Origin of the sequence: Bergeyella cardium, assembly GCF_009914665.1 — a bacterium.
In the GTDB taxonomy this organism is placed as follows: Bacteria; Bacteroidota; Bacteroidia; order Flavobacteriales; family Weeksellaceae; genus Bergeyella_A; species Bergeyella_A cardium.
This window is the reverse complement of the sequence record NZ_CP029149.1, coordinates 1404382-1422730: the sequence shown is the minus strand read 5'-3', so window position 1 is coordinate 1422730 and position 18349 is coordinate 1404382. Positions and strand designations below refer to the sequence as shown.

At 38.0% G+C, this 18349-nt stretch carries 18 protein-coding genes and 1 pseudogene; 13 read left to right on the top strand and 6 right to left on the bottom strand.

Features of this window, described 5'->3' with window-relative positions; genetic code table 11:
- Positions 1 to 19: 19 nt before the first annotated feature.
- On the bottom strand, positions 20 to 1243 hold the full coding sequence (locus DBX24_RS06570; protein WP_120489421.1) for an ABC transporter permease: 1224 nt from the start codon (positions 1241 to 1243) through the stop codon (positions 20 to 22).
- A 59-nt stretch (positions 1244 to 1302) separates the two neighbouring features.
- On the bottom strand, positions 1303 to 1992 hold the full coding sequence (locus tag DBX24_RS06565) for an ABC transporter ATP-binding protein (protein WP_160224714.1): 690 nt from the start codon (positions 1990 to 1992) through the stop codon (positions 1303 to 1305).
- A 367-nt stretch (positions 1993 to 2359) separates the two neighbouring features.
- On the opposite strand from DBX24_RS06565, the gene DBX24_RS06560 reads away from it, so the two are divergent.
- The 11 genes and pseudogenes from DBX24_RS06560 to DBX24_RS06510 all read left to right on the top strand — a co-directional run bounded on the left by DBX24_RS06560 (position 2360) and on the right by DBX24_RS06510 (position 13651).
- On the top strand, positions 2360 to 3313 hold the full coding sequence (locus DBX24_RS06560) for a ribonucleotide-diphosphate reductase subunit beta (RefSeq protein ID WP_120489422.1): 954 nt from the start codon (positions 2360 to 2362) through the stop codon (positions 3311 to 3313).
- Positions 3314 to 3352: 39 nt separating this feature from the next.
- On the top strand, positions 3353 to 3601 hold the full coding sequence (locus tag DBX24_RS06555; protein WP_245957201.1) for a hypothetical protein: 249 nt from the start codon (positions 3353 to 3355) through the stop codon (positions 3599 to 3601).
- Between the two features lie 17 nt (positions 3602 to 3618).
- Positions 3619 to 3873: a hypothetical protein gene (locus DBX24_RS06550; protein ID WP_120489424.1), complete on the top strand. Its 255-nt coding sequence runs from the start codon at positions 3619 to 3621 to the stop codon at positions 3871 to 3873.
- 157 nt (positions 3874 to 4030) lie between these two features.
- Positions 4031 to 5686, top strand: coding sequence for a ribonucleoside-diphosphate reductase subunit alpha (locus DBX24_RS06545; protein WP_120489425.1), 1656 nt, complete (start codon positions 4031 to 4033; stop codon positions 5684 to 5686).
- A gap of 819 nt (positions 5687 to 6505) precedes the next feature.
- On the top strand, positions 6506 to 7147 hold the full coding sequence (locus DBX24_RS06540) for a CdiA C-terminal domain-containing protein (protein ID WP_160224353.1): 642 nt from the start codon (positions 6506 to 6508) through the stop codon (positions 7145 to 7147).
- A 219-nt stretch (positions 7148 to 7366) separates the two neighbouring features.
- Positions 7367 to 8216, top strand: a pseudogene (locus DBX24_RS06535) (IS982 family transposase).
- A gap of 400 nt (positions 8217 to 8616) precedes the next feature.
- A complete protein-coding gene (locus tag DBX24_RS06530; RefSeq protein WP_221407575.1) occupies positions 8617 to 9162 on the top strand; it encodes an RNA polymerase sigma factor in 546 nt (181 codons plus the stop codon).
- 378 nt (positions 9163 to 9540) lie between these two features.
- Positions 9541 to 9981 (top strand): DUF417 family protein, encoded by a 441-nt coding sequence (locus tag DBX24_RS06525; protein ID WP_120489428.1) that lies wholly within the window; start codon positions 9541 to 9543, stop codon positions 9979 to 9981.
- Between the two features lie 5 nt (positions 9982 to 9986).
- The gene (gene msrA, locus DBX24_RS06520) at positions 9987 to 11060 is read left to right on the top strand and encodes a peptide-methionine (S)-S-oxide reductase MsrA (RefSeq protein ID WP_160224352.1); all 1074 of its coding nucleotides are present in this window, start codon (positions 9987 to 9989) and stop codon (positions 11058 to 11060) included.
- 39 nt (positions 11061 to 11099) lie between these two features.
- A complete protein-coding gene (locus tag DBX24_RS06515; RefSeq protein WP_160224351.1) occupies positions 11100 to 12347 on the top strand; it encodes a spondin domain-containing protein in 1248 nt (415 codons plus the stop codon).
- Between the two features lie 398 nt (positions 12348 to 12745).
- Positions 12746 to 13651 (top strand): CorA family divalent cation transporter, encoded by a 906-nt coding sequence (locus tag DBX24_RS06510; RefSeq protein WP_120489431.1) that lies wholly within the window; start codon positions 12746 to 12748, stop codon positions 13649 to 13651.
- Between the two features lie 44 nt (positions 13652 to 13695).
- Here DBX24_RS06510 and rfbA read toward each other — a convergent pair whose 3' ends face one another.
- Genes rfbA through DBX24_RS06490 form a run of 4 tightly spaced genes read right to left on the bottom strand, consistent with a single transcriptional unit; the run spans position 13696 to position 16667 of the window.
- A complete protein-coding gene (gene rfbA / locus DBX24_RS06505) occupies positions 13696 to 14553 on the bottom strand; it encodes a glucose-1-phosphate thymidylyltransferase RfbA (protein WP_160224350.1) in 858 nt (285 codons plus the stop codon).
- 8 nt (positions 14554 to 14561) lie between these two features.
- On the bottom strand, positions 14562 to 15641 hold the full coding sequence (rfbB, locus tag DBX24_RS06500; protein ID WP_120489433.1) for a dTDP-glucose 4,6-dehydratase: 1080 nt from the start codon (positions 15639 to 15641) through the stop codon (positions 14562 to 14564).
- 6 nt (positions 15642 to 15647) lie between these two features.
- Entirely contained in the window at positions 15648 to 16193 is a 546-nt protein-coding gene (rfbC, locus tag DBX24_RS06495) for a dTDP-4-dehydrorhamnose 3,5-epimerase (protein WP_120489434.1), read from the bottom strand.
- 24 nt (positions 16194 to 16217) lie between these two features.
- Positions 16218 to 16667, bottom strand: a complete 450-nt coding sequence (locus DBX24_RS06490; RefSeq protein WP_120489435.1) for an adenylyltransferase/cytidyltransferase family protein — start codon at positions 16665 to 16667, stop codon at positions 16218 to 16220.
- Positions 16668 to 16884: 217 nt separating this feature from the next.
- Here DBX24_RS06490 and DBX24_RS06485 point away from each other — a divergent pair, with 217 nt between their 5' ends.
- Positions 16885 to 17262: a hypothetical protein gene (locus tag DBX24_RS06485; protein ID WP_120489436.1), complete on the top strand. Its 378-nt coding sequence runs from the start codon at positions 16885 to 16887 to the stop codon at positions 17260 to 17262.
- Positions 17263 to 17333: 71 nt separating this feature from the next.
- On the top strand, positions 17334 to 18332 hold the full coding sequence (locus DBX24_RS06480; protein WP_160224349.1) for a hypothetical protein: 999 nt from the start codon (positions 17334 to 17336) through the stop codon (positions 18330 to 18332).
- Positions 18333 to 18349 lie beyond the last annotated feature (17 nt).

Sequence of the window (18349 nt, the reverse complement as noted above, 5' to 3'; positions counted from 1 at the left end):
TTTCTTTTGATATGAGTAATTATCCCCTTAATGCCTCTATGGGTTTTATCTTTGATGCCCGATAGGCAGGTACAAAGCCCGCAATAGCCCCAGAAATGATAAGGCAGATAAATGCAGAAATGATAACTCCCCAGCCTACATTCGGGTTTAAGATGAAGTATTCTTCAAATCTGTTTCCGATGAGGTTTAATGACAAAACGCCCAAAGCCCCCCCAATAATCCCCGATAATACCGTAATCACGATACTCTCCTGCAAGATAAGCCCTACGATACTCATAGGCTTAGCTCCAATCGCCTTCCGTATTCCGATTTCCAGCGTTCGTTCCTTTACGATATACACCATAATATTACTGATGCCGATAATCCCTGCGATAAGTGTCCCAATACCGATAAAACCTACAATAATCCCAATAACACCGATAAATATCGCTCCTTCCTTACCATTCTTTGCGTTGTTGAATACCGTAATCGCTTCCTCATCTTCTGGAGATACTTTCTTTCGCTCTTGGAGCTGGCGCTTCACCTCATCACCAAAGGCTATGGCTTCGTCGGTAGAGAGCTTCATATCGTAGGTAATGGATATTCTCGACAGGGTATCCGAACTCTTCCTGAGCTGCTGCATTGTGCTAACAGGAATACTGATGGTGCGCTCTTCCCAGTCGCCATTATTATCCGAGAAAACTCCGATCACCTTAAATGCAGTTCCATTAATGTCCAGCTCCTTACCGATAGGTGTACCGTTTTTTATAAGGTCTCTCTGTACCATTCTCCCGATAACGGCTACGAACTTCTTCTCTTTAATATCCCTTGGAGAGAGGTATCGTCCGTCCAAAACTTTTCTATTGGCAATATAGACTTCCTCTTCTCCTGCACCATTGATTCTGTAGCCCCCACTTTCTTTGCCGTACTTCACCTTCCAGTATGTGGTATAAGTTGGCGCTGAGTATTCTATATTCTCCTTATTTTCCTCTCTTATACTACTGAGGTCGGTATTATTAAAACTGATTTTTCGGTTAGATTGAAGCCCTGCATAAGCAATAGAAGTATGCCCCGTAGAGAATGTAATAAGGTTCTGAGCACTTCTAAAACCTTGATTAAAGGCATTTGCCAGACCATTACCTATCCCAAAAAGCACGATGAAAATGTACAAGCCCAAAGCCACAGTAAAACCAGAGAGCACCGTCCGAAGCAAATTACTTCGGATAGAACTAAAAATCTCCTGCCAGCGGTCTAAATCAAACATTCTAATCGGTTTTTAAGTTGAGTGTTAAAATTCTTCGGCTTTCGCTTTATTGATGGGTTTTAGAGCACGACTTGTTCAATGACTTCATCGCTTTCTATTATACCATCTTTCAGGAAGACATTCCTTTTGGTCTGGGCGGCTACATCGGGTTCGTGGGTTACGATGATGATGGTCTTCCCTTCGTTATTAATCTCCTGCAAGAGCTTCATAATATCGTGAGTGGTCTTGCTGTCTAAAGCGCCCGTAGGTTCATCGGCGAGGATAATTCTCGGATTGGTTACCAATGCCCGTGCTATGGCGACCCTTTGCTTTTGCCCTCCCGAGAGTTCATTGGGTAGGTGATTTGCCCAGTCTTTCAAGCCTACTTTTTCCAAGTATTCCATTGCTTTTTTGTTGCGTTCCTTTCGGCTTACATTCTGGTAGTAGAGCGGTAAAGCTACATTTTCAAGTGCAGATTTATAGCTAATTAAATTAAATGACTGGAAGACAAAACCGAGGAATTTGGAACGGTAGTCTGCCGACTTTGATTCGTTCAAATGCTCTATCGGGATACCGTTGAGCTCATAAGTACCGCTATCCTTTTGGTCAAGAATACCGATGATATTGAGCAGGGTAGACTTACCCGAACCCGAAGAGCCCATAATAGATACAAATTCTCTCTCCGAAATGCTGAGATTAATGCCTTTTAAAACATGGAGCTTAGACAGCCCCATATCATAGGATTTGTGTAGGTTTTCTATTTTAAGCAAAGGTTGAGACATAGAATTTTCCATTTGAGGGATAAGTAATGCTTTTGATACAAATGTTACAATTCGAAAGGTACTAATTTTTTTGTTTAATTATATTATATTTAAATTCAATTATTTATAACTTTCTATTTAATTAAAAAACCCTTTTAAAGCACTTCTAAGATTTGGACATTGCGCTAAGCCTTTATTGATAGTACATTGCTATAATTGTGGAAAACTTTAAGTATTTCCTATCAAATGGTTATTTTTTCTGCCTTTTGAGATTAGGATGCATTTTATATTTTTGTCGTCAGCGATAAGAGAGAGAAAAAACTCTTTTTTTATTCAGTTGAACAAGTAGATCAATCAATTTCTTAATGAAAATACTATGGGAATATTTGACAAAAGAGTAAGCTACAAACCGTTTGAGTACCCAGAAGTTTTGCAGTTTACCGATGCAATGAACAAATCATTTTGGGTACATTCCGAAGTAGAATTCACTGCCGATGTGCAGGATTTCAAGTCTAACCTATCACCTTCCGAGAAGGAGGTCGTAAAGCGTAGCCTCTTAGGCATTGCACAGGTAGAGGTAGCCGTGAAGACTTTCTGGGGAGATCTCTATAAGTACATCCCAAAGCCAGAGTTTAATGGCGTGGGGGCAACCTTTGCAGAGTCTGAATTCAGGCATAGCGAGGCGTATTCCAGGCTGTTGGAAGTCTTGGGCTACAACAATGAATTTGAGAAATTAGTAGAAGTCCCTATCTTCAAACGAAAGCTCGAATTGTTCGAGAAACACTTTGGACAAGACATTTCGTTTATTAATAAGCTTCTGTTTTTCGTCATTGTAATTGAAAATACTTCGCTTTTCAGCCAGTTTGCCAATATACTCTCTTTCACAAGGTTTAAAGGATATATGAAGAATACTGCCAATATCATCGCTTGGACTTCCGTAGATGAGCAAACCCACGCCAACGCAGGGGTCTATATCCTCGGTAAAATCTTTGAAGAATACCCAGAGGAGCGCCTCTCTCAGGAGACCTTAGAGACCATTATAAAGGACTATATAAGCTATGAATCCGAACTGTTAGATTGGATTTATGAAAACGGCGAGCTCTCCTTCTACACAAAGGAAGATGTGCTAAACTTTATGAAGTACAGGGTAGATATGGCGATCACTCAGCTGGGATATAACAAGATTTTTGATATAACACCACAGCAATACTCCAAAATGAAATGGTTTGATGAAGATGTCTTCGCTAATGAGCTGGATGACTTCTTTGCCAAAAGACCAACGGCATACACGAAGCACGATAAATCCATCACTGGAGATGATTTATTCTAATTCTTAGGATTCCACACTCAATAATTAAATGAAATGACTATGACAAAGGAGATTCTACAGGAGTTGGACTATATAAAGTCCGATAAATTCAGGCTCGGAGAGTACATCTATATGGCGATGGCACTCGTAGGCGAGCAGAAAGTTTGCATCGCAGTGGCATACAAAATAGACTACTGCATCAAGAAAGCCGAGCAGTTTGCCACCTCCGTGCCTCAGATTAAGTTCGCCTATATCAACAAGGTAAAAGTAGGAGAGCTCAAAGCCTGTAAGCGGTTTGAAATAAATTAAACGAAATAAGTAATTGGATGACAAAGAAAATTTTAAAAGAAATTGATGAAAACCACACCGAGAACTTTAAATGGGGAGAACACCTCTACCTCGGTATGGCAATCGTAAATGGGCACAGAGCCTGTATCTCCGTAGCGTATAAAATGGACTACTGCGTGAAGAAAGCCCTCCAGTTTATGGAAGCCGATCCTGCCGTAGTATTTACGCATATTAATAAATTCAAAATCGGAGCTACCGAGCCCTGCGATAGATTCAATCTCGACGAGGAATAAAGGTTTTTATTACAAAACCTAACCTCATAAAAGATGATAGTCTTAAATAAGGTAGATTTAAATTCTATAGCAGGAATCTCTATTACAGAATTAATTTTTTTTAACGAAATAATAAGATTAATCAAAGTTTAATAATAAAACATTTTTGGGAAAAATAATGGAAGAAACACAAGAAATATGGTGGCTCAATGACGAGTCTGAACAGATGCTCAACCGAGGCTACCTCCTCAAAGGCGAAACCGTAGAAGGCGCCATCGATAGAATCACGACTGCCGCTGCGAAAAGACTATACAAACCCGAACTGAAAACTGCCTTTAAGGAAATGATTACCAAAGGGTGGATTTCCTTCTCCTCACCCGTTTGGGCAAATATGGGTACGCAAAGAGGCTTACCGATTTCTTGTTTCAATGTCCACATCCCAGACAGTATAGAGGGCATTACCCACAAGATGGGGGAGGTGATTATGCAGACCAAAATCGGTGGAGGAACCTCTGGATACTTCGGCGAGCTACGCCACAGAGGCACTGCCGTAACCGATAATGGGAAATCTTCTGGCGCCGTATCCTTTATGAAACTCTTTGATACTTCTATGGATGTCGTGTCTCAAGGGGGTGTACGCCGAGGTGCATTTGCCGCATACCTTGATATAGACCACGGGGATATTGAGGAGTTTTTAACGATAAAAGACATAGGCTCACCCATACAGAACCTTTTCTTTGGAGTCTGCGTACCCGACTACTGGATGCAAGATATGATAGACGGCGATGCAGAGAAGCGGAGAATCTGGGCAAGAGTTCTCGAAAGCCGACAGCAAAAAGGCTTGCCATACATTTTCTTTACCGATAATGTTAATAGAAATAAACCTCAGGTTTATAAAGATCTCGGTTTGATGATTAATTCGAGCAACCTCTGCTCCGAGATAATGCTCCCTTCCACCACAGATGAATCCTTTATCTGTTGCCTCTCTTCGATGAACTTAGAACTCTTCGACGAATGGAAAGATACCAATGCCGTAAAGCTTGCCATCTACTTCTTAGACGCTGTACTCTCAGAATTTATAGAAAAAACCGAGGGCAATTATTACCTCCAAGGTGCGAGAAACTTCGCTATGCGCCATAGGGCGTTAGGCTTGGGAGTACTCGGTTATCATTCCTATCTGCAAAAAAATATGATACCTTTCGAGAGCTTCGAAGCTACGCAGTTCAACGCTCGTGCATTCAAACATATAAAAGAGCAGGCAGAAGCGGCATCACGAGAGCTTGCCAATATCTATGGCGAACCAGAACTTCTGAAAGGCTACGGTATGAGAAATGCTACCCTTCTCGCGATAGCTCCTACAACTTCCAGTTCGGCTATTCTCGGGCAAACCTCACCAGGGATAGAGCCTTTCTCCTCAAACTACTACAAGGCAGGGCTCGCAAAAGGAAACTTCATTCGTAAAAATAAGTACCTGAAAAAGGTTTTGGAGCAAAAAGGTATAGACGACGAGGAGACTTGGAGAAGCATAATGCTAAACCACGGCTCTGTACAGCACTTAAAAGAACTGTCGGACGAGGAAAAACTCGTGTTTAAAACCTTTAAGGAAATCTCACCAATGGAGATTGTTTCCCAAGCGGCACAGCGGCAGCAGTACATCGACCAAGCACAGTCGCTCAATCTACAAATACCATCGTCTATGCCAGTAAAAGATGTAAACTATGTAATTCTGGAAGCGTGGCGCAAAGGAGTAAAATCACTCTACTATCAGAGAAGTTCCTCCGTATCTAAAGAACTGATGGTAAATTTTGTTTCCTGCTCGTCTTGCGAAGCATAGATAGCCGTTAGCGATTGGCTATTAGCTTCTGGCTTTTTATAGGCTTTTAGGTCTAGCATTATAATAGAAAAATAGGTATTTAGTATATTTGTTAAAAATATTGAAATCTATAATTAATTGTAAAAACAAAGCAATAAAAAAATATAGAATTCGAAATAACATACATATAACAATACCCCCCCCTTATTAAAATTGGGAAATTTTTCCAATCTTTGAAATATGGGAAGGCGTTGTTGTGGCATAAGTATAAATACCTTGTATCCTACACTACACCTCCTATAAAATGAACGGAGATAATAAGGCTATGGATCTCTTTGAGAAACACAAGGATGAGTACTATATACTTGCCATATTTTGTCAAAAGGCAACTATACTGAAATGCTGGAATTTATATTACCAACTCAATAAAGAGACTACAAGCCTTGGCATATCTATCCATTTCTATATCGAGTAGCCTTAGATCAATGACTCCTTAAAAAGAGAAATTAAAAAGGTAGACAAAAGATATATCCTCACCTTTTAAGGCTGACGAACAAAAGAAACTCGATAAATTCTATCGTATAAAATCCAACTTGAAACCTTTAAATTGTAACTGTAAACTCATCTTTAACAAGGAAATAAAAAAGGATATAAAAGATACCAAATTTTAATTCCTTGCTCTTTTTCCGGAGTCAAAGGTTAATGATGATAAGCCCAACATAGTAGAAGAGGGGCTGTATGGATAGCCGGTCACAAGGTACAAATAACCACCGGCAAGCCTGTTATTTTCAATCTAAAGGAGAATAAAAAAAGATACTAATAACCTTAAAATACAAATACATGTTTATACTAATTGAAGAATTAAAGGCACATGCATACAAGAAGAGTATAATTGACCCACCTAAGGAATTTCTAAATAACACAAGAAGAACAGTGGAAGTATTTACCGAGAAAAATGCACGCCCTAACCATCTATTAACAAAAGGATTAAACTATGAATATAAGGATGGTATTTATATCTCTGATTTAGCAAAAAAAAATACCTCTTCTGAGAATGAACGCCCACGAATAGAGCGAGAATATGAAAATAAGCTGATAGTCGCTAAAGCATTGAAAAATCACCTAAATGAACCAGTAAAAGTATTGCCAGAAATAAAACCTAGCAATAGGGAGTATGATTATCATTTTGACGGCAATCCTCATTATGGAAAAGTCCCCGACCTAAAGGTAGGTGAAAACTTTTGGGAAGTGGAAAGTTATGAGGGAAAATACAAGAAGTCTAAACTTTGGCATATGATAAAAGAGGGTAGTAAACAAGCTGATTTTATAGCATTGAAACTCAATGAATTTGTACCTATAAATAATATAAAAAAGCAATTAAACTTATTATCAAATGATAAATTTAACCAAATGCCTTTGAGTATTATTATTATCAATAAAGATGGAGAAGTAATTTATACTTATAAAAAAGAGCGTAAATAATTTATTTACGCTCTGACTTAACTCTTTTTAATTTCGAGATTAAGGTGCGGGGAGGTTTGATGCCCCCCAATTGTGACACAAATGTACAAATTTATTTTTAATAACCCATTATGCATTATAAAAATAAATAGGAAAAAGTTGTTCATTTAACTGAGATATCAGTATATTATTTTGTGAAAACGCAATAAAAATAAATAACTTAGGATAAATATAGGGTAAATATATGAAAGGTTTTTAAATGTTTTAGAAAAGTTTTTTTCACACCACCTTCTTCCTCTCCAAAGAAGGAAACCTATAATGAACGATTTGAAATTAATATATCTTAATACTGTGGCTGAATATTTAAATATAGATATTGATTTACAGCTTTTTAGAATAGTAGATAACTCCTTGACTGACAATATAGAAATAAGCGTTTATAACAAACGAAAACAAAAGTTAGCTCCCTTTACAGAAAGATTAGACAAAGGATTGCAAAAGAATTTAACGAGTTTGAAAATATTTTTGTAATAGATAGTAGCCGAAAAAATTTGCGAAAATGCCCATGCATTTTGTTCAAAAATTTGTAAAAGAGAAGTATTTTTATCACCAAATTATGGTTACTATACATCTTAAAGCTCACACTTTTATGAATATAAGCCACATACTATTTGCTCGTTACGCGATGTGATTCATAGCTTTGACATTACCCTAACTTCTGTCCATAACATTTATTATTTAAAAGATGTTCGTGAGTAAATAAAGAATTGTACCTTGATTGGAAATAAAGGATATTTATCTACCGATGTTCGAATAGATTTGTTTAATTATGCTAATATTCTATTAGATGTCTCTATAAGGAGTAATCAAAAAAAACATGTTCCTCAATTTTCATTATTCAGAAAAAAGAGAAAAATAATAGAAACGTTAGTCTATCCAATTTATAATAAAAAGAAATTATGCAAAAGTCTTTTAAGGATTTAAAATATTGATAATCAGCGAGATAATATCAGCGACAATCATTCAATATATCATCAATAAATTTATCTTAAAGAGAAATATAAACACGCTTAAAGCTAATATAATTTAAAATACATAAGGGGGAGATAAACTATATATCTATAAATAAAAAGTCGCCTTATATAGGTGACTGGCGTAATGCGCGGAATCACCCTACACTTTACTCTGCAAATATACAAACATTTTTTAATACACAAACATATCTTTGTTGCTCTCGTACAAAACCTGCTTTAATCTTATTTGATGATTGACATTTAGTACAATTTATCCCGTAAAATCACAAAAATATATTATATTAACAATCCTGTCTGTTTTATTATGAGTATTCTGCTAAAAATATCCTGTATTTAGTCTTTTAAAACTAATTTATTTTATTTTTGCCCATTCTTCCTTCTATTTCTTGGTCTTTGCAAACGAGAAAATAAGAAGAAGTTGCCCTATGAAAATATGGAATTAACAAACAAAACTAAATGATGAAGTCTAAAGAAGATGAACTCTCTCGGTGGGTAGATGAATATTCCGAGGCCTTACTCAGCAGGGCTGTATATTTACTTTCAAACGATGAAGATGCGTCAGATATCGTGCAGGAGGTTTTTATTTCTGCATACTCATCCTACGATTCATTCGAGGGGAAGAGTAATCCTCTCACTTGGCTTAATAAAATTCTCTTGAATAAAATATCAGATTTCTATCGTGCAAAATACAGAAATCCACAGTCCATAAGCCTTAATCATTTCTTTGATGAGTCTGGTAGCTGGATAGACAAAAGCGTTCTAAACGATTGGGAATATGATCTTAATGAAGAAAATTTATCCCAAGACAACTGGGAAACTTTCTTAGAGGACTGTCTGGAACTGCTCCCCGACCGCTGGAAAATCCTAATGAAATTATATTATCTACAGGAAGAAAAAGCCACAAATATTTGTCAGGAAATAGGAATTACCACGACTAACCTATGGAAAATACTGCAAAGAAGCAGACTACAAATAAGAGAATGTATAGAACAAAAGATTTAATCCCCTTGAGCCAATGTTAGTTAAAATAATACATCATATCTTCTTACCGTGTAGCAAAGCTAGTTTGCTTATGGAGAAAAAAAACTCTGGAGCCCTTAACCTGTACGAAAGTTTCAGGCTAAATTCTCATTTTCTCATCTGTAAATTTTGTAGAAAGTATCAGGAAAAGATTATAAAAATAGATCAAGGACTAAAAAACCTGCTGAACAAAAGAAAAAACACCGAAATTAATAATATTGAAATACAGCTATTTAAAGAAAAAATTAAAAATAAATTAAAAAATTAGGCTGCTTTTTTGTCAGGTTCTCACACTTTGTACGACTATAATGGTGAAAGAGAGAAAAACCATAACAAAACCTCTCCTTTCTGTATAAAGAAATGACAAAAAGATTAAATAATAAAATTTCGCAAACAGGATTTTACATACAAATCTTCGCTGCATCATTAATTCTTCTTTGGATAGGTATTTTTAAATTCACCCCAAGTGAAGCAAAAGCCATACAAGACTTGGTAGAAAATCACTTTATTACCTTTTGGGTATATGAAAAATTCAGCTTACAGACGGTTTCAAATATTATAGGAATTATAGAAATCAGCATTGCTCTCCTCCTGCTATTAGGATTTACTTTCAGGAAGCTGTGGAATATTGCTGGGGCAGGTATGCTTATCCTATTTTCTATCACTCTCAGCTATCTTTTCACTACTCCCAACACATTTCGTATGGTGGATAATATCCCTATAACTGACTTCTTTATACTGAAAGATTTATGCTATCTGGGTTTGGGAGCTGTACTTTTAGGATATTCAAATAACAAATAAACAAGATGAAAAATATTATTTTAAAAAGTAGTTGTATTTTGGCTTTGATGATATCAATACTCAGTTGCTCATCTCAAACAAAGGAAAAACTAAAAAATATGGAAGTAAATACTGAAAAAAAAGGAAAGGAAATCTATTTTGCAGGAGGCTGTTTCTGGGGTACAGAGCATTTCTTCAAACAAGTAAGAGGGGTAGTTTCCACAGAAGTGGGCTATGCCAATGGAAATACAGAAAACCCAACCTATGAGCAAGTTTGCTCCACAGAGACAGGTTTTGCAGAGACCGTAAAAGTAGTTTATAATCCCAACGAGGTTTCTCTAAGTCTTTTATTGGATTTATACTTTAAGACCATAGACCCTACGAGCCTCAATAAGCAGGGAGGAGATATTGGCACACAATATAGAACGGGGATTTATTACACTGATGAATCTGATAAGCTCATCATCTCACAAGAGCTCGATAAACTTTCCCAAAAATACAATGCACCTGTAGTAGTGGAAAACGAGCCCCTAAGAAATTTCTATAGAGCAGAGGACTATCATCAGGATTATTTAGATAAAAACCCTGCAGGATACTGCCATATCAATCCGTCCCTCTTTCAGCTTGCAAAGAAAGCAAACCCCGTTCAAAAGGAGTTTAAGAAGCAGACTGCTGAATCATTAAAGAAAAACCTCACGCCTCTACAATATGAAGTAACCCAAAACGGTGCAACCGAAAGACCTTTTGATAACGAGTATTGGAACGAATTTCGAAAAGGTATTTATGTAGATATAACCACTGGCGAGCCTCTTTTTATCTCTACCGATAAGTTTGAATCAGGTTGTGGATGGCCGAGCTTCTCCAAACCTATCAGCAAGGGACTTATTGATGAGAAAATAGATAAATCTCACGGAATGATACGCACCGAAGTACGCAGTAAAATGGGTGATAGCCACCTCGGGCATCTGTTCACTGATGGGCCACAGGATAAAGGAGGACTTAGATACTGTATCAATTCAGCTTCATTAAAATTCATTCCCAAAGAGCAAATGAAAGCCGAAGGATACGGGGACTACCTCTACCTCCTCCAAAATAAATAAGAAAACTAATATAAACTAACCATTAACTAATTCAAACTAATGAGAAAAAATGTTTTAAAAGTAGCAACTATAGCTACAGGAATTGTAAGTGTATCATTCTTATCATCTTGCCACAACAGAGACAATATGATGTCTGATGATGCGAAATCAAAAATGGAGAGAACCATCACTTTTGAAAACATCATTACCCCGAAAGAATTCAGCCAAAGCGGTACTTTTAAAGGAATTAAACCTGGGGAATCTGTGAGTATTACATTCAGTGCTGGGAAGACTCAGAGGCTAATGTTCACCACTATGTTTGCAAACTCCTACGATTGGTTCTTCGCCTCCAAACAACCGGGTATTAAACTCTTTGATGACAATGGGAATGCCATTACTGGAGATGTCTCTTCACAGCTTACAGTCTGGGATAATGGTACTAAAGATGAGATAACGGGTACCCCAGAGGATAAAGTAATTGAAACCCGAGGAAATGTCCTAAAAGTAAGAGAACTAATGAAAGCTGAATTATCCTATAACGAATCTACCTCTGTATTTACTCTAAAAATCACCAATACTTCAGAAGGTAAATTAGCAGGTGCTAATCTTAGAGATAAAACCCAAAACCTCACCCCTTTTTCAGATGGAGTCTGGGTAGTCTCTAATTATGATGGACAAAAGCTTTTATCCGAGAAACCATTCTTTACTGTAAAGGAAAAGACTAATCCAGAGATTACCGATGTGGCACAAATGGGAGATATCACAAAACTTTACAATAAAGTAAAAGCAAATACAGGTATTATTACAGGGCTTTCACCAGCTTTGGTAGTAGTATATACTGGAGAGAAAAACCCTCTCTATGAGCTAAACAAAAAAGATCAGGGACTCGGTCTGAAAGAACTTTCCCAAAAAGGTGATTTTTCTAAATTACAAGAATCTCTCAAAAAAGATAAAAGTGTAAAAGAAGTATATATTGCTGGCAATACTCCCGTAGCTCCTGGGCAAAAAATGATGGCTACCTACAAAGTAGAAACAGGTGCTAAAGTAGCTTATGCCACTATGTTTGGATTTTCAAACGACTGGTTTTATACCAATGAACAAAACATCTCTGCAGAACATAAAGGCGATGTAACCAACAGAACTTCACTGTTTGATTCAGGGACTGGCGTAGATCAATTCCCAGGAGCCGGGAACCGACAAGCCCTCTTCGGAGGTACACCAGAAAAAGAAAATAACCCAATACAAAAAGTGGGAAATAAATTCCCTGTACCAGCAGTTGCCAACACGCTAAAAATAACCATAAACTAATAATCATCTCATATATTCTAATCCGTATCAGCATCTTTTTATAGGTGCTGATATTTTTATCTTTATATTCCTCCTTTTTTCTCTCCTCTTCCTACTTTAGCCCTTAGCAGGGCAAGCAATTATCTTATCTTCCTATGACGACAGCACAATTATCTACATAACTGGGATGTCGTCATATGACGACAGAGCAATTAAGTACCTAACTAAAGCGTCGGGGTACCCCGACAGGATAATTAACTAAGGTATTGGGGTATCCTGACGGAGTAAGTGCCCCACCGGCTACGGTGTCGGCATAGGATGGCAGAATTTCGCTTATTGCCTATTGCTTACTGCTTAAAGCCTATTGCTTATTGCCTAATGCCTACTGCTTTTTATATTTGCAATCTTAATTTTATCAGATGGCATTAGATATTATTTACCAAACTGAGGGCTGTGAATGGATAGACTGCGAATCGGCTACAGCAGAGGATTTTGCTTACCTTAAAGAGCGATTTAAAATCAACCCACTGCTTCTCGAAGATACAATTGATGTAAATCACCTCCCAAAATATGAAGAGGAGGCAAATGTGAAATTCTTCCTGATGAGGGAAAATATACGGCCAGAGACTAAAAGTGGCACACTGAATGGGACGAGTGATATCTCCACAAAGCTCAGTATTTTCGTTTTAGATGGAACGATACTCACCATTCACAGGATGAAAAACCCAAGCATCTACGAGTTTCGGGAAGAAATAAAAAAACTAAAAACGGAGATTACACCAGACCTGATTGCCCTGAACCTCGCATTAAAAGTCCTCAATTCCTACGATAAAGAAAGTGTACTGCTGATGGATAAACTCGAGCAGATAGAAACTGATATTTTTCTGAGAGATTCTAAGGAAAACCACCTCATCACAAGGCTGTACAGGATTAAAAGAAAGGCGGGGCTCAACCTAAAAATCCTGAATGTATCCTCATCTTGGGTGAATTATTTTAGATTTCTGGATATCTCTCACGCTCAGTATACCGACTTACAGGATAAGCACAAAGATGTGATTTCGGATTTTGAACACCTGACAGCGGAGGTCAACAACTTAATCTCAATGTTCATCGCACTCTCTGACCAAAAGGCAAATCAAGTGATGAAACTGCTGGCAATCTATTCGGTATATTTCCTCCCAATTACCTTTATTGCGGGGCTTTATGGGATGAATTTCGAGCATATGCCCGAGCTGCGAACCGAGTATGGCTACTACATTACTCTTGGAATAATGGCGCTTATCGTCATCATTACCTTCATCTATTCTAAAAGGAAGAAGTGGTAAAAAAAGAAGAGGAGACTCATACGAATCTCCTCTTTTATTATGTGCTAAATCAGTTTTTTCAAGTAGCTTCCGTAGCCGCTTTTGCCGTACTTCTCTGCGGATTTTAGGAGCTGCTCCTTATCGATAAAGCCTTTTTTGTAGGCGATTTCCTCGATGCAGGAGATTTTTACGCCTTGTCTTTTTTCGAGGACTTTCACAAACTCAGAAGCCTCGTGAAGGGAGTCAAAAGTCCCAGTATCCAGCCAAGCGGTTCCGCGACTCATCACACCCACCTCGAGCTGACCTTTTTCAAGGTAAATTTTATTAATATCGGTAATCTCGAGCTCGCCTCTCGCTGATGGTTTCAGATTCTTGGCGTATTCCACCACAGAATTATCATAAAAATACAAACCTGGCACCGCGTAGTTTGATTTCGGAGCTAATGGCTTTTCTTCTATGGAGATTGCCTTTTGGTTTTCGTCAAATTCTACTACGCCGTATCTTTCTGGGTCGGAAACGGGATAAGCAAAGACGCAGCCTCCTTTTACATCGGTCTTACTTTCCAAAAGCTGAGAGAGCCCAGAACCGTAGAAGATATTATCACCCAAAACAAGGGCTACGGAATCTTCGCCTATAAATTCTTCTCCCAGAATAAACGCTTGTGCAAGCCCATCTGGTGAGGGCTGAACCTTGTATTCAAACTTGCAACCGATTTGCGAACCATCGCCAAGTAGTTTTTTAAAGGCTTCTTGGTCGTGCGGCGTTGTGATAATCAAAATCTCCCTAATTCCTGCCAAAAGCAGCGTAGAGATGGGATAATAAATCATCGGTTTGTCATAAACGGGCATTAGCTGCTTGCTAACGGCTATGGTGAGGGGATAAAGCCGAGTACCCGACCCTCCCGCAAGAATAATTCCTTTCATTTTAATCTTTAATTGTATTGTTTTTCATAGTACTTCTGATACTCACCGCTGGTTACATTTTCTAACCATTCTTGGTTGTTTAGGAACCAGTCTATCGTCTTCGCCAATCCTTCCTCAAAGGTTACCGATGGCTTCCAGCCGAGGTCTCTATTGAGCTTGGTAGCGTCTATTGCGTATCGTTTATCGTGCCCTGGACGGTCTTTCACAAAGGTAATGAGCTTTTCGGAGTAGCCTTCTGGTCTGCCGAGCTTGGCATCCATTTGCTTGATGAGCTCTTTTATCAGATCTATATTTTGCCACTCATTAAAGCCTCCGATATTGTAAGTCTCCCCTGTTTTCGCTTCATTAAAGATTTGGAAAATTGCCCTCGCGTGGTCTATTACAAAGAGCCAGTCGCGGGTATATTTACCATCTCCGTAGATAGGAAGAGGTTTTTCATTAATGATATTGAAAATACAGAGCGGAATTAATTTCTCTGGGAAGTGGTTGGGGCCATAGTTGTTGGAACAATTAGAAACGATGAACGGTATCCCGTAAGTATTCCCGTATGCCCTTACCAAATGGTCGCTCGCCGCCTTGCTCGCGGAGTATGGAGATTTAGGGTCATACGGCGTCTCCTCTGTGAAAAATCCCGTCTCTCCCAATGCACCATACACCTCATCTGTGGAGATGTGATAGAAAAGATTTTTGCGCTTTTCGTTTGGGAATCTGCCGTGCGTATGGTCTGGGTTAAGCGTCCAAAACTCTTTACAGAGGTTGAGCAAATTCGCTGTGCCCACTACATTGGTATTGATAAAAGCATTCGGGTCGGTGATGCTCCTATCCACATGGCTTTCTGCTGCGAGGTGAACTACAGCATCGGGCTTATGCTTTTCAAACACCCGTCTGAGTTCTTCAGGCTGGGTAATATCTGCCTTTTCAAAGATATAGTTCGGCTCGTTCTCTATATCCTTTAAGTTTTCAAGATTCCCTGCATAGGTAAGGGCATCGAGGTTAATAATTTTCGTTTGTGGTAAGTTTTTCACAAACTCCCTTACCGTATGGGAGCCAATAAAACCCGCTCCACCAGTTATAATAATTGATTTCATTGCTTTTTAGTAATTTTTATCTTTAAATAATGCCTGTACTTTATCTTTTTCGGATAAGATGACTGCCTCTGCAGGAAGTTTCCAATCGATATTAAGGTCTGAATCATTCCAAAGTATGCCGCCTTCGGATTCTTTATTATAGAAATTATCACACTTATAGGCAAAGACTGCTTCATCACTAAGAACGGCAAAACCGTGTGCAAAGCCCCTCGGAACATAAAACTGTAATTTATTCTCCGCACTAAGCTCTATACCGAACCACCTACCGAAACTCGGAGACTCCTCCCTAAGGTCTAAGGCTACATCCCACACGCTTCCTTCAAGGCAGGAAACGAGCTTTGCCTGCGCAAACGCTCCCTTTTGTAAATGCAGCCCACGAAGCACTCCGTAAGAGGATTTTGAAACATTATCCTGAACGAAATGCCCATTAAGCCCCGTGAGCTCCTCGAATTTTTTTTCATTAAACTTTTCATAGAAGTAGCCTCTCTCATCTTCAAAGACCGTAGGCTCTATGATGTAACAATCTTTAAGTGGCGTTTCTTTTATCTTCATTTTTGATGAATAATTTAGTAATTATTAGTTTTTACTCGGAACTTCTATTTTGGATCTTTCTTGCTCGTATACAGCTCTTTTCAGTGCTGAGCTGGAGAATCTGTGGTCCCTTTTGTTATAGTAGATTTCTATTCCTTTCTGCTCGCAATATTCTTTACCAGTGAAGTTTTTATCCTTATAATCATCACCGATAATGCGAACATCTATCACAAAAGATTGAAGGATGTCCATTAGATCTTCTTCCGTGTTGTATGGGATAATTTCATCTACCGAGCGGCAGGCTTTTAGCTGAATATACCGCTCTACGACGGACTGTGTAGGCTTGTTCTTCTGCGGGCGGTCGTGCGTAGGGTCTAGCTGCAGCCCTACGATAAGGTAATCGCAAACCGTTTTAGCTTCTTCCAACATTTTGATATGCCCCGCGTGTAGTAAATCAAAGGCAGAAAAGGTAATTCCTATCTTCTGAGTCTTCATTCTTAAACCTATTTTATTGGCAAAGATAATAATAATTTAGCGGCTAGCTATTAGTATCAGGCAGTAAGCTTTTACATTAATAAAACACAAGTTTAAAATTCATCATTCCATTAAAATACAAAAAGAAGTTGTACCTCTAAAACATCTCATTGGCTATGGTATACTTTACTGCTTTTTATCATATTTATATATAATTTATTTCTTTATTTTTGCAACAATGCAAAGGAATACACAACATATCATTTCATTTGTTTTGAGCCTGCTGATTCTTTACAGCACGGTTCGAGGTGCTGTGTATCACCTTTATTATACTATAGATCAGAAAGGTTTTATAGAAAACTTCTGCATCAATAAAGACAAGAAAAACCTACACTGCGAGGGGAAATGTAAGCTGAAAGAAGTATCCAAAGAAGATCCAAACACAGCGAAAGAATCCAATTTTGACTTTACCAAATTTCAAAAAGAGTTTTATTGGGAGTCTCCCCTACCCCTCCTTACCACAACTCAAGATTTTGAGCAAGTAAAGCATTTATTTTATTATAAGATCCCGTTCTGGGACAATCTCTCACCCGATTTCCTCAGTCCGCCTGCATAAGTATTTCATTACCTTATCAATTTTGATTCAAAAAAATTTAAATTATTAATTACTATTAAAACCCCAAAAAAATGAAATACTTAAAATTTTTATGCCTAATGATTTTGGCATTCAACCTCTCTTGTACAACAGATAGAACTGATTTTGATAACAACCCAAGAGGAAGAGACAGAACTACAATGATGCCTGTACTTACCTTTACAAATGGAGAACATCAGATTGTTATGCAGACTCCTGGTGGGAAATTCTTTAGCGGATACAATTCCCTTATGGTAGAAGTATTTGATGCAAACTCAAAGCAGAAAATACATGTTCACTCCTTCAAATTTTTACCAATTCAGACAAATACTAATAATGGGCTTTCTAGCTCTTGTCCACACCTTTATGAATTAGAGTTTAAGTCTGATAAAAAGGCTTTTGAAGGCTTTGCGGTATTCAACAACCCAAATGATGCTATAGAATATGAAATTGATGCCAATGGAAATGTAAGAGCAAAACTGAAAAACACTATTAAAAACTGGTCTCTCTACCTCTCCTATACTGTAAAAGGGGTAGATTATCAAGTGAAAAAAGATGTAGATGTAAGCAGTCTTCCATTGGAATATCTCAATAGAAACTTCACTGAGTTTATGGGTAATGATGGTGAGAAATATACCCTTGCCCTTGTAGAACCACAAACTCCTGGAGTTAAAGAAAACCCTCTAACGGCAGGTCTGTACAAATATATCAAGCCTGCAAACGGAGCATTTGAGCATAAAATTGACAATGACAAACCAGACCCAAGTCTTTTCTCATATACCATAGTAGATGGAGCTACTTTGGAGCTTGACCCAAGGATGCCAGACCCATCTATGGGCAATCACTCTTCACCGAATAACAAGCACCTTACTCAACAGGCTGATAAAATGTATCACGGAGTGGTGAACTATACAATGACAGGGCTTTGGACGCTCAACTTCATCTTCAAAGATAAGAATGGCACCGTTATAAAAGGAACAAAAGTGCCACACCACCACACTCCAAATGTATGGGGCAAGAAAAGTGAATTGTTTATAGACATCATTTTCTAAAAAAACAGATTATAATC

Excerpts from the sequence above, each read along its gene's own strand:
- DBX24_RS06530 (WP_221407575.1), top strand. The coding sequence starts at position 8,617 with ATGATGAAGTCTAAAGAAGATGAACTCTCTCGGTGGGTAGATGAATAT.
- DBX24_RS06555 (WP_245957201.1), top strand. The coding sequence starts at position 3,353 with ATGACAAAGGAGATTCTACAGGAGTTGGACTATATAAAGTCCGATAAA.
- DBX24_RS06570 (WP_120489421.1), bottom strand. The coding sequence starts at position 1,243 with ATGTTTGATTTAGACCGCTGGCAGGAGATTTTTAGTTCTATCCGAAGT.
- DBX24_RS06510 (WP_120489431.1), top strand. The coding sequence starts at position 12,746 with ATGGCATTAGATATTATTTACCAAACTGAGGGCTGTGAATGGATAGAC.
- rfbA (WP_160224350.1), bottom strand. The coding sequence starts at position 14,553 with ATGAAAGGAATTATTCTTGCGGGAGGGTCGGGTACTCGGCTTTATCCC.
- DBX24_RS06485 (WP_120489436.1), top strand. The coding sequence starts at position 16,885 with ATGCAAAGGAATACACAACATATCATTTCATTTGTTTTGAGCCTGCTG.
- DBX24_RS06560 (WP_120489422.1), top strand. The coding sequence starts at position 2,360 with ATGGGAATATTTGACAAAAGAGTAAGCTACAAACCGTTTGAGTACCCA.
- msrA (WP_160224352.1), top strand. The coding sequence starts at position 9,987 with ATGAAAAATATTATTTTAAAAAGTAGTTGTATTTTGGCTTTGATGATA.
- rfbC (WP_120489434.1), bottom strand. The coding sequence starts at position 16,193 with ATGAAGATAAAAGAAACGCCACTTAAAGATTGTTACATCATAGAGCCT.
- DBX24_RS06480 (WP_160224349.1), top strand. The coding sequence starts at position 17,334 with ATGAAATACTTAAAATTTTTATGCCTAATGATTTTGGCATTCAACCTC.
- DBX24_RS06545 (WP_120489425.1), top strand. The coding sequence starts at position 4,031 with ATGGAAGAAACACAAGAAATATGGTGGCTCAATGACGAGTCTGAACAG.
- DBX24_RS06540 (WP_160224353.1), top strand. The coding sequence starts at position 6,506 with ATGTTTATACTAATTGAAGAATTAAAGGCACATGCATACAAGAAGAGT.
- DBX24_RS06550 (WP_120489424.1), top strand. The coding sequence starts at position 3,619 with ATGACAAAGAAAATTTTAAAAGAAATTGATGAAAACCACACCGAGAAC.
- rfbB (WP_120489433.1), bottom strand. The coding sequence starts at position 15,641 with ATGAAATCAATTATTATAACTGGTGGAGCGGGTTTTATTGGCTCCCAT.
- DBX24_RS06515 (WP_160224351.1), top strand. The coding sequence starts at position 11,100 with ATGAGAAAAAATGTTTTAAAAGTAGCAACTATAGCTACAGGAATTGTA.
- DBX24_RS06490 (WP_120489435.1), bottom strand. The coding sequence starts at position 16,667 with ATGAAGACTCAGAAGATAGGAATTACCTTTTCTGCCTTTGATTTACTA.
- DBX24_RS06525 (WP_120489428.1), top strand. The coding sequence starts at position 9,541 with ATGACAAAAAGATTAAATAATAAAATTTCGCAAACAGGATTTTACATA.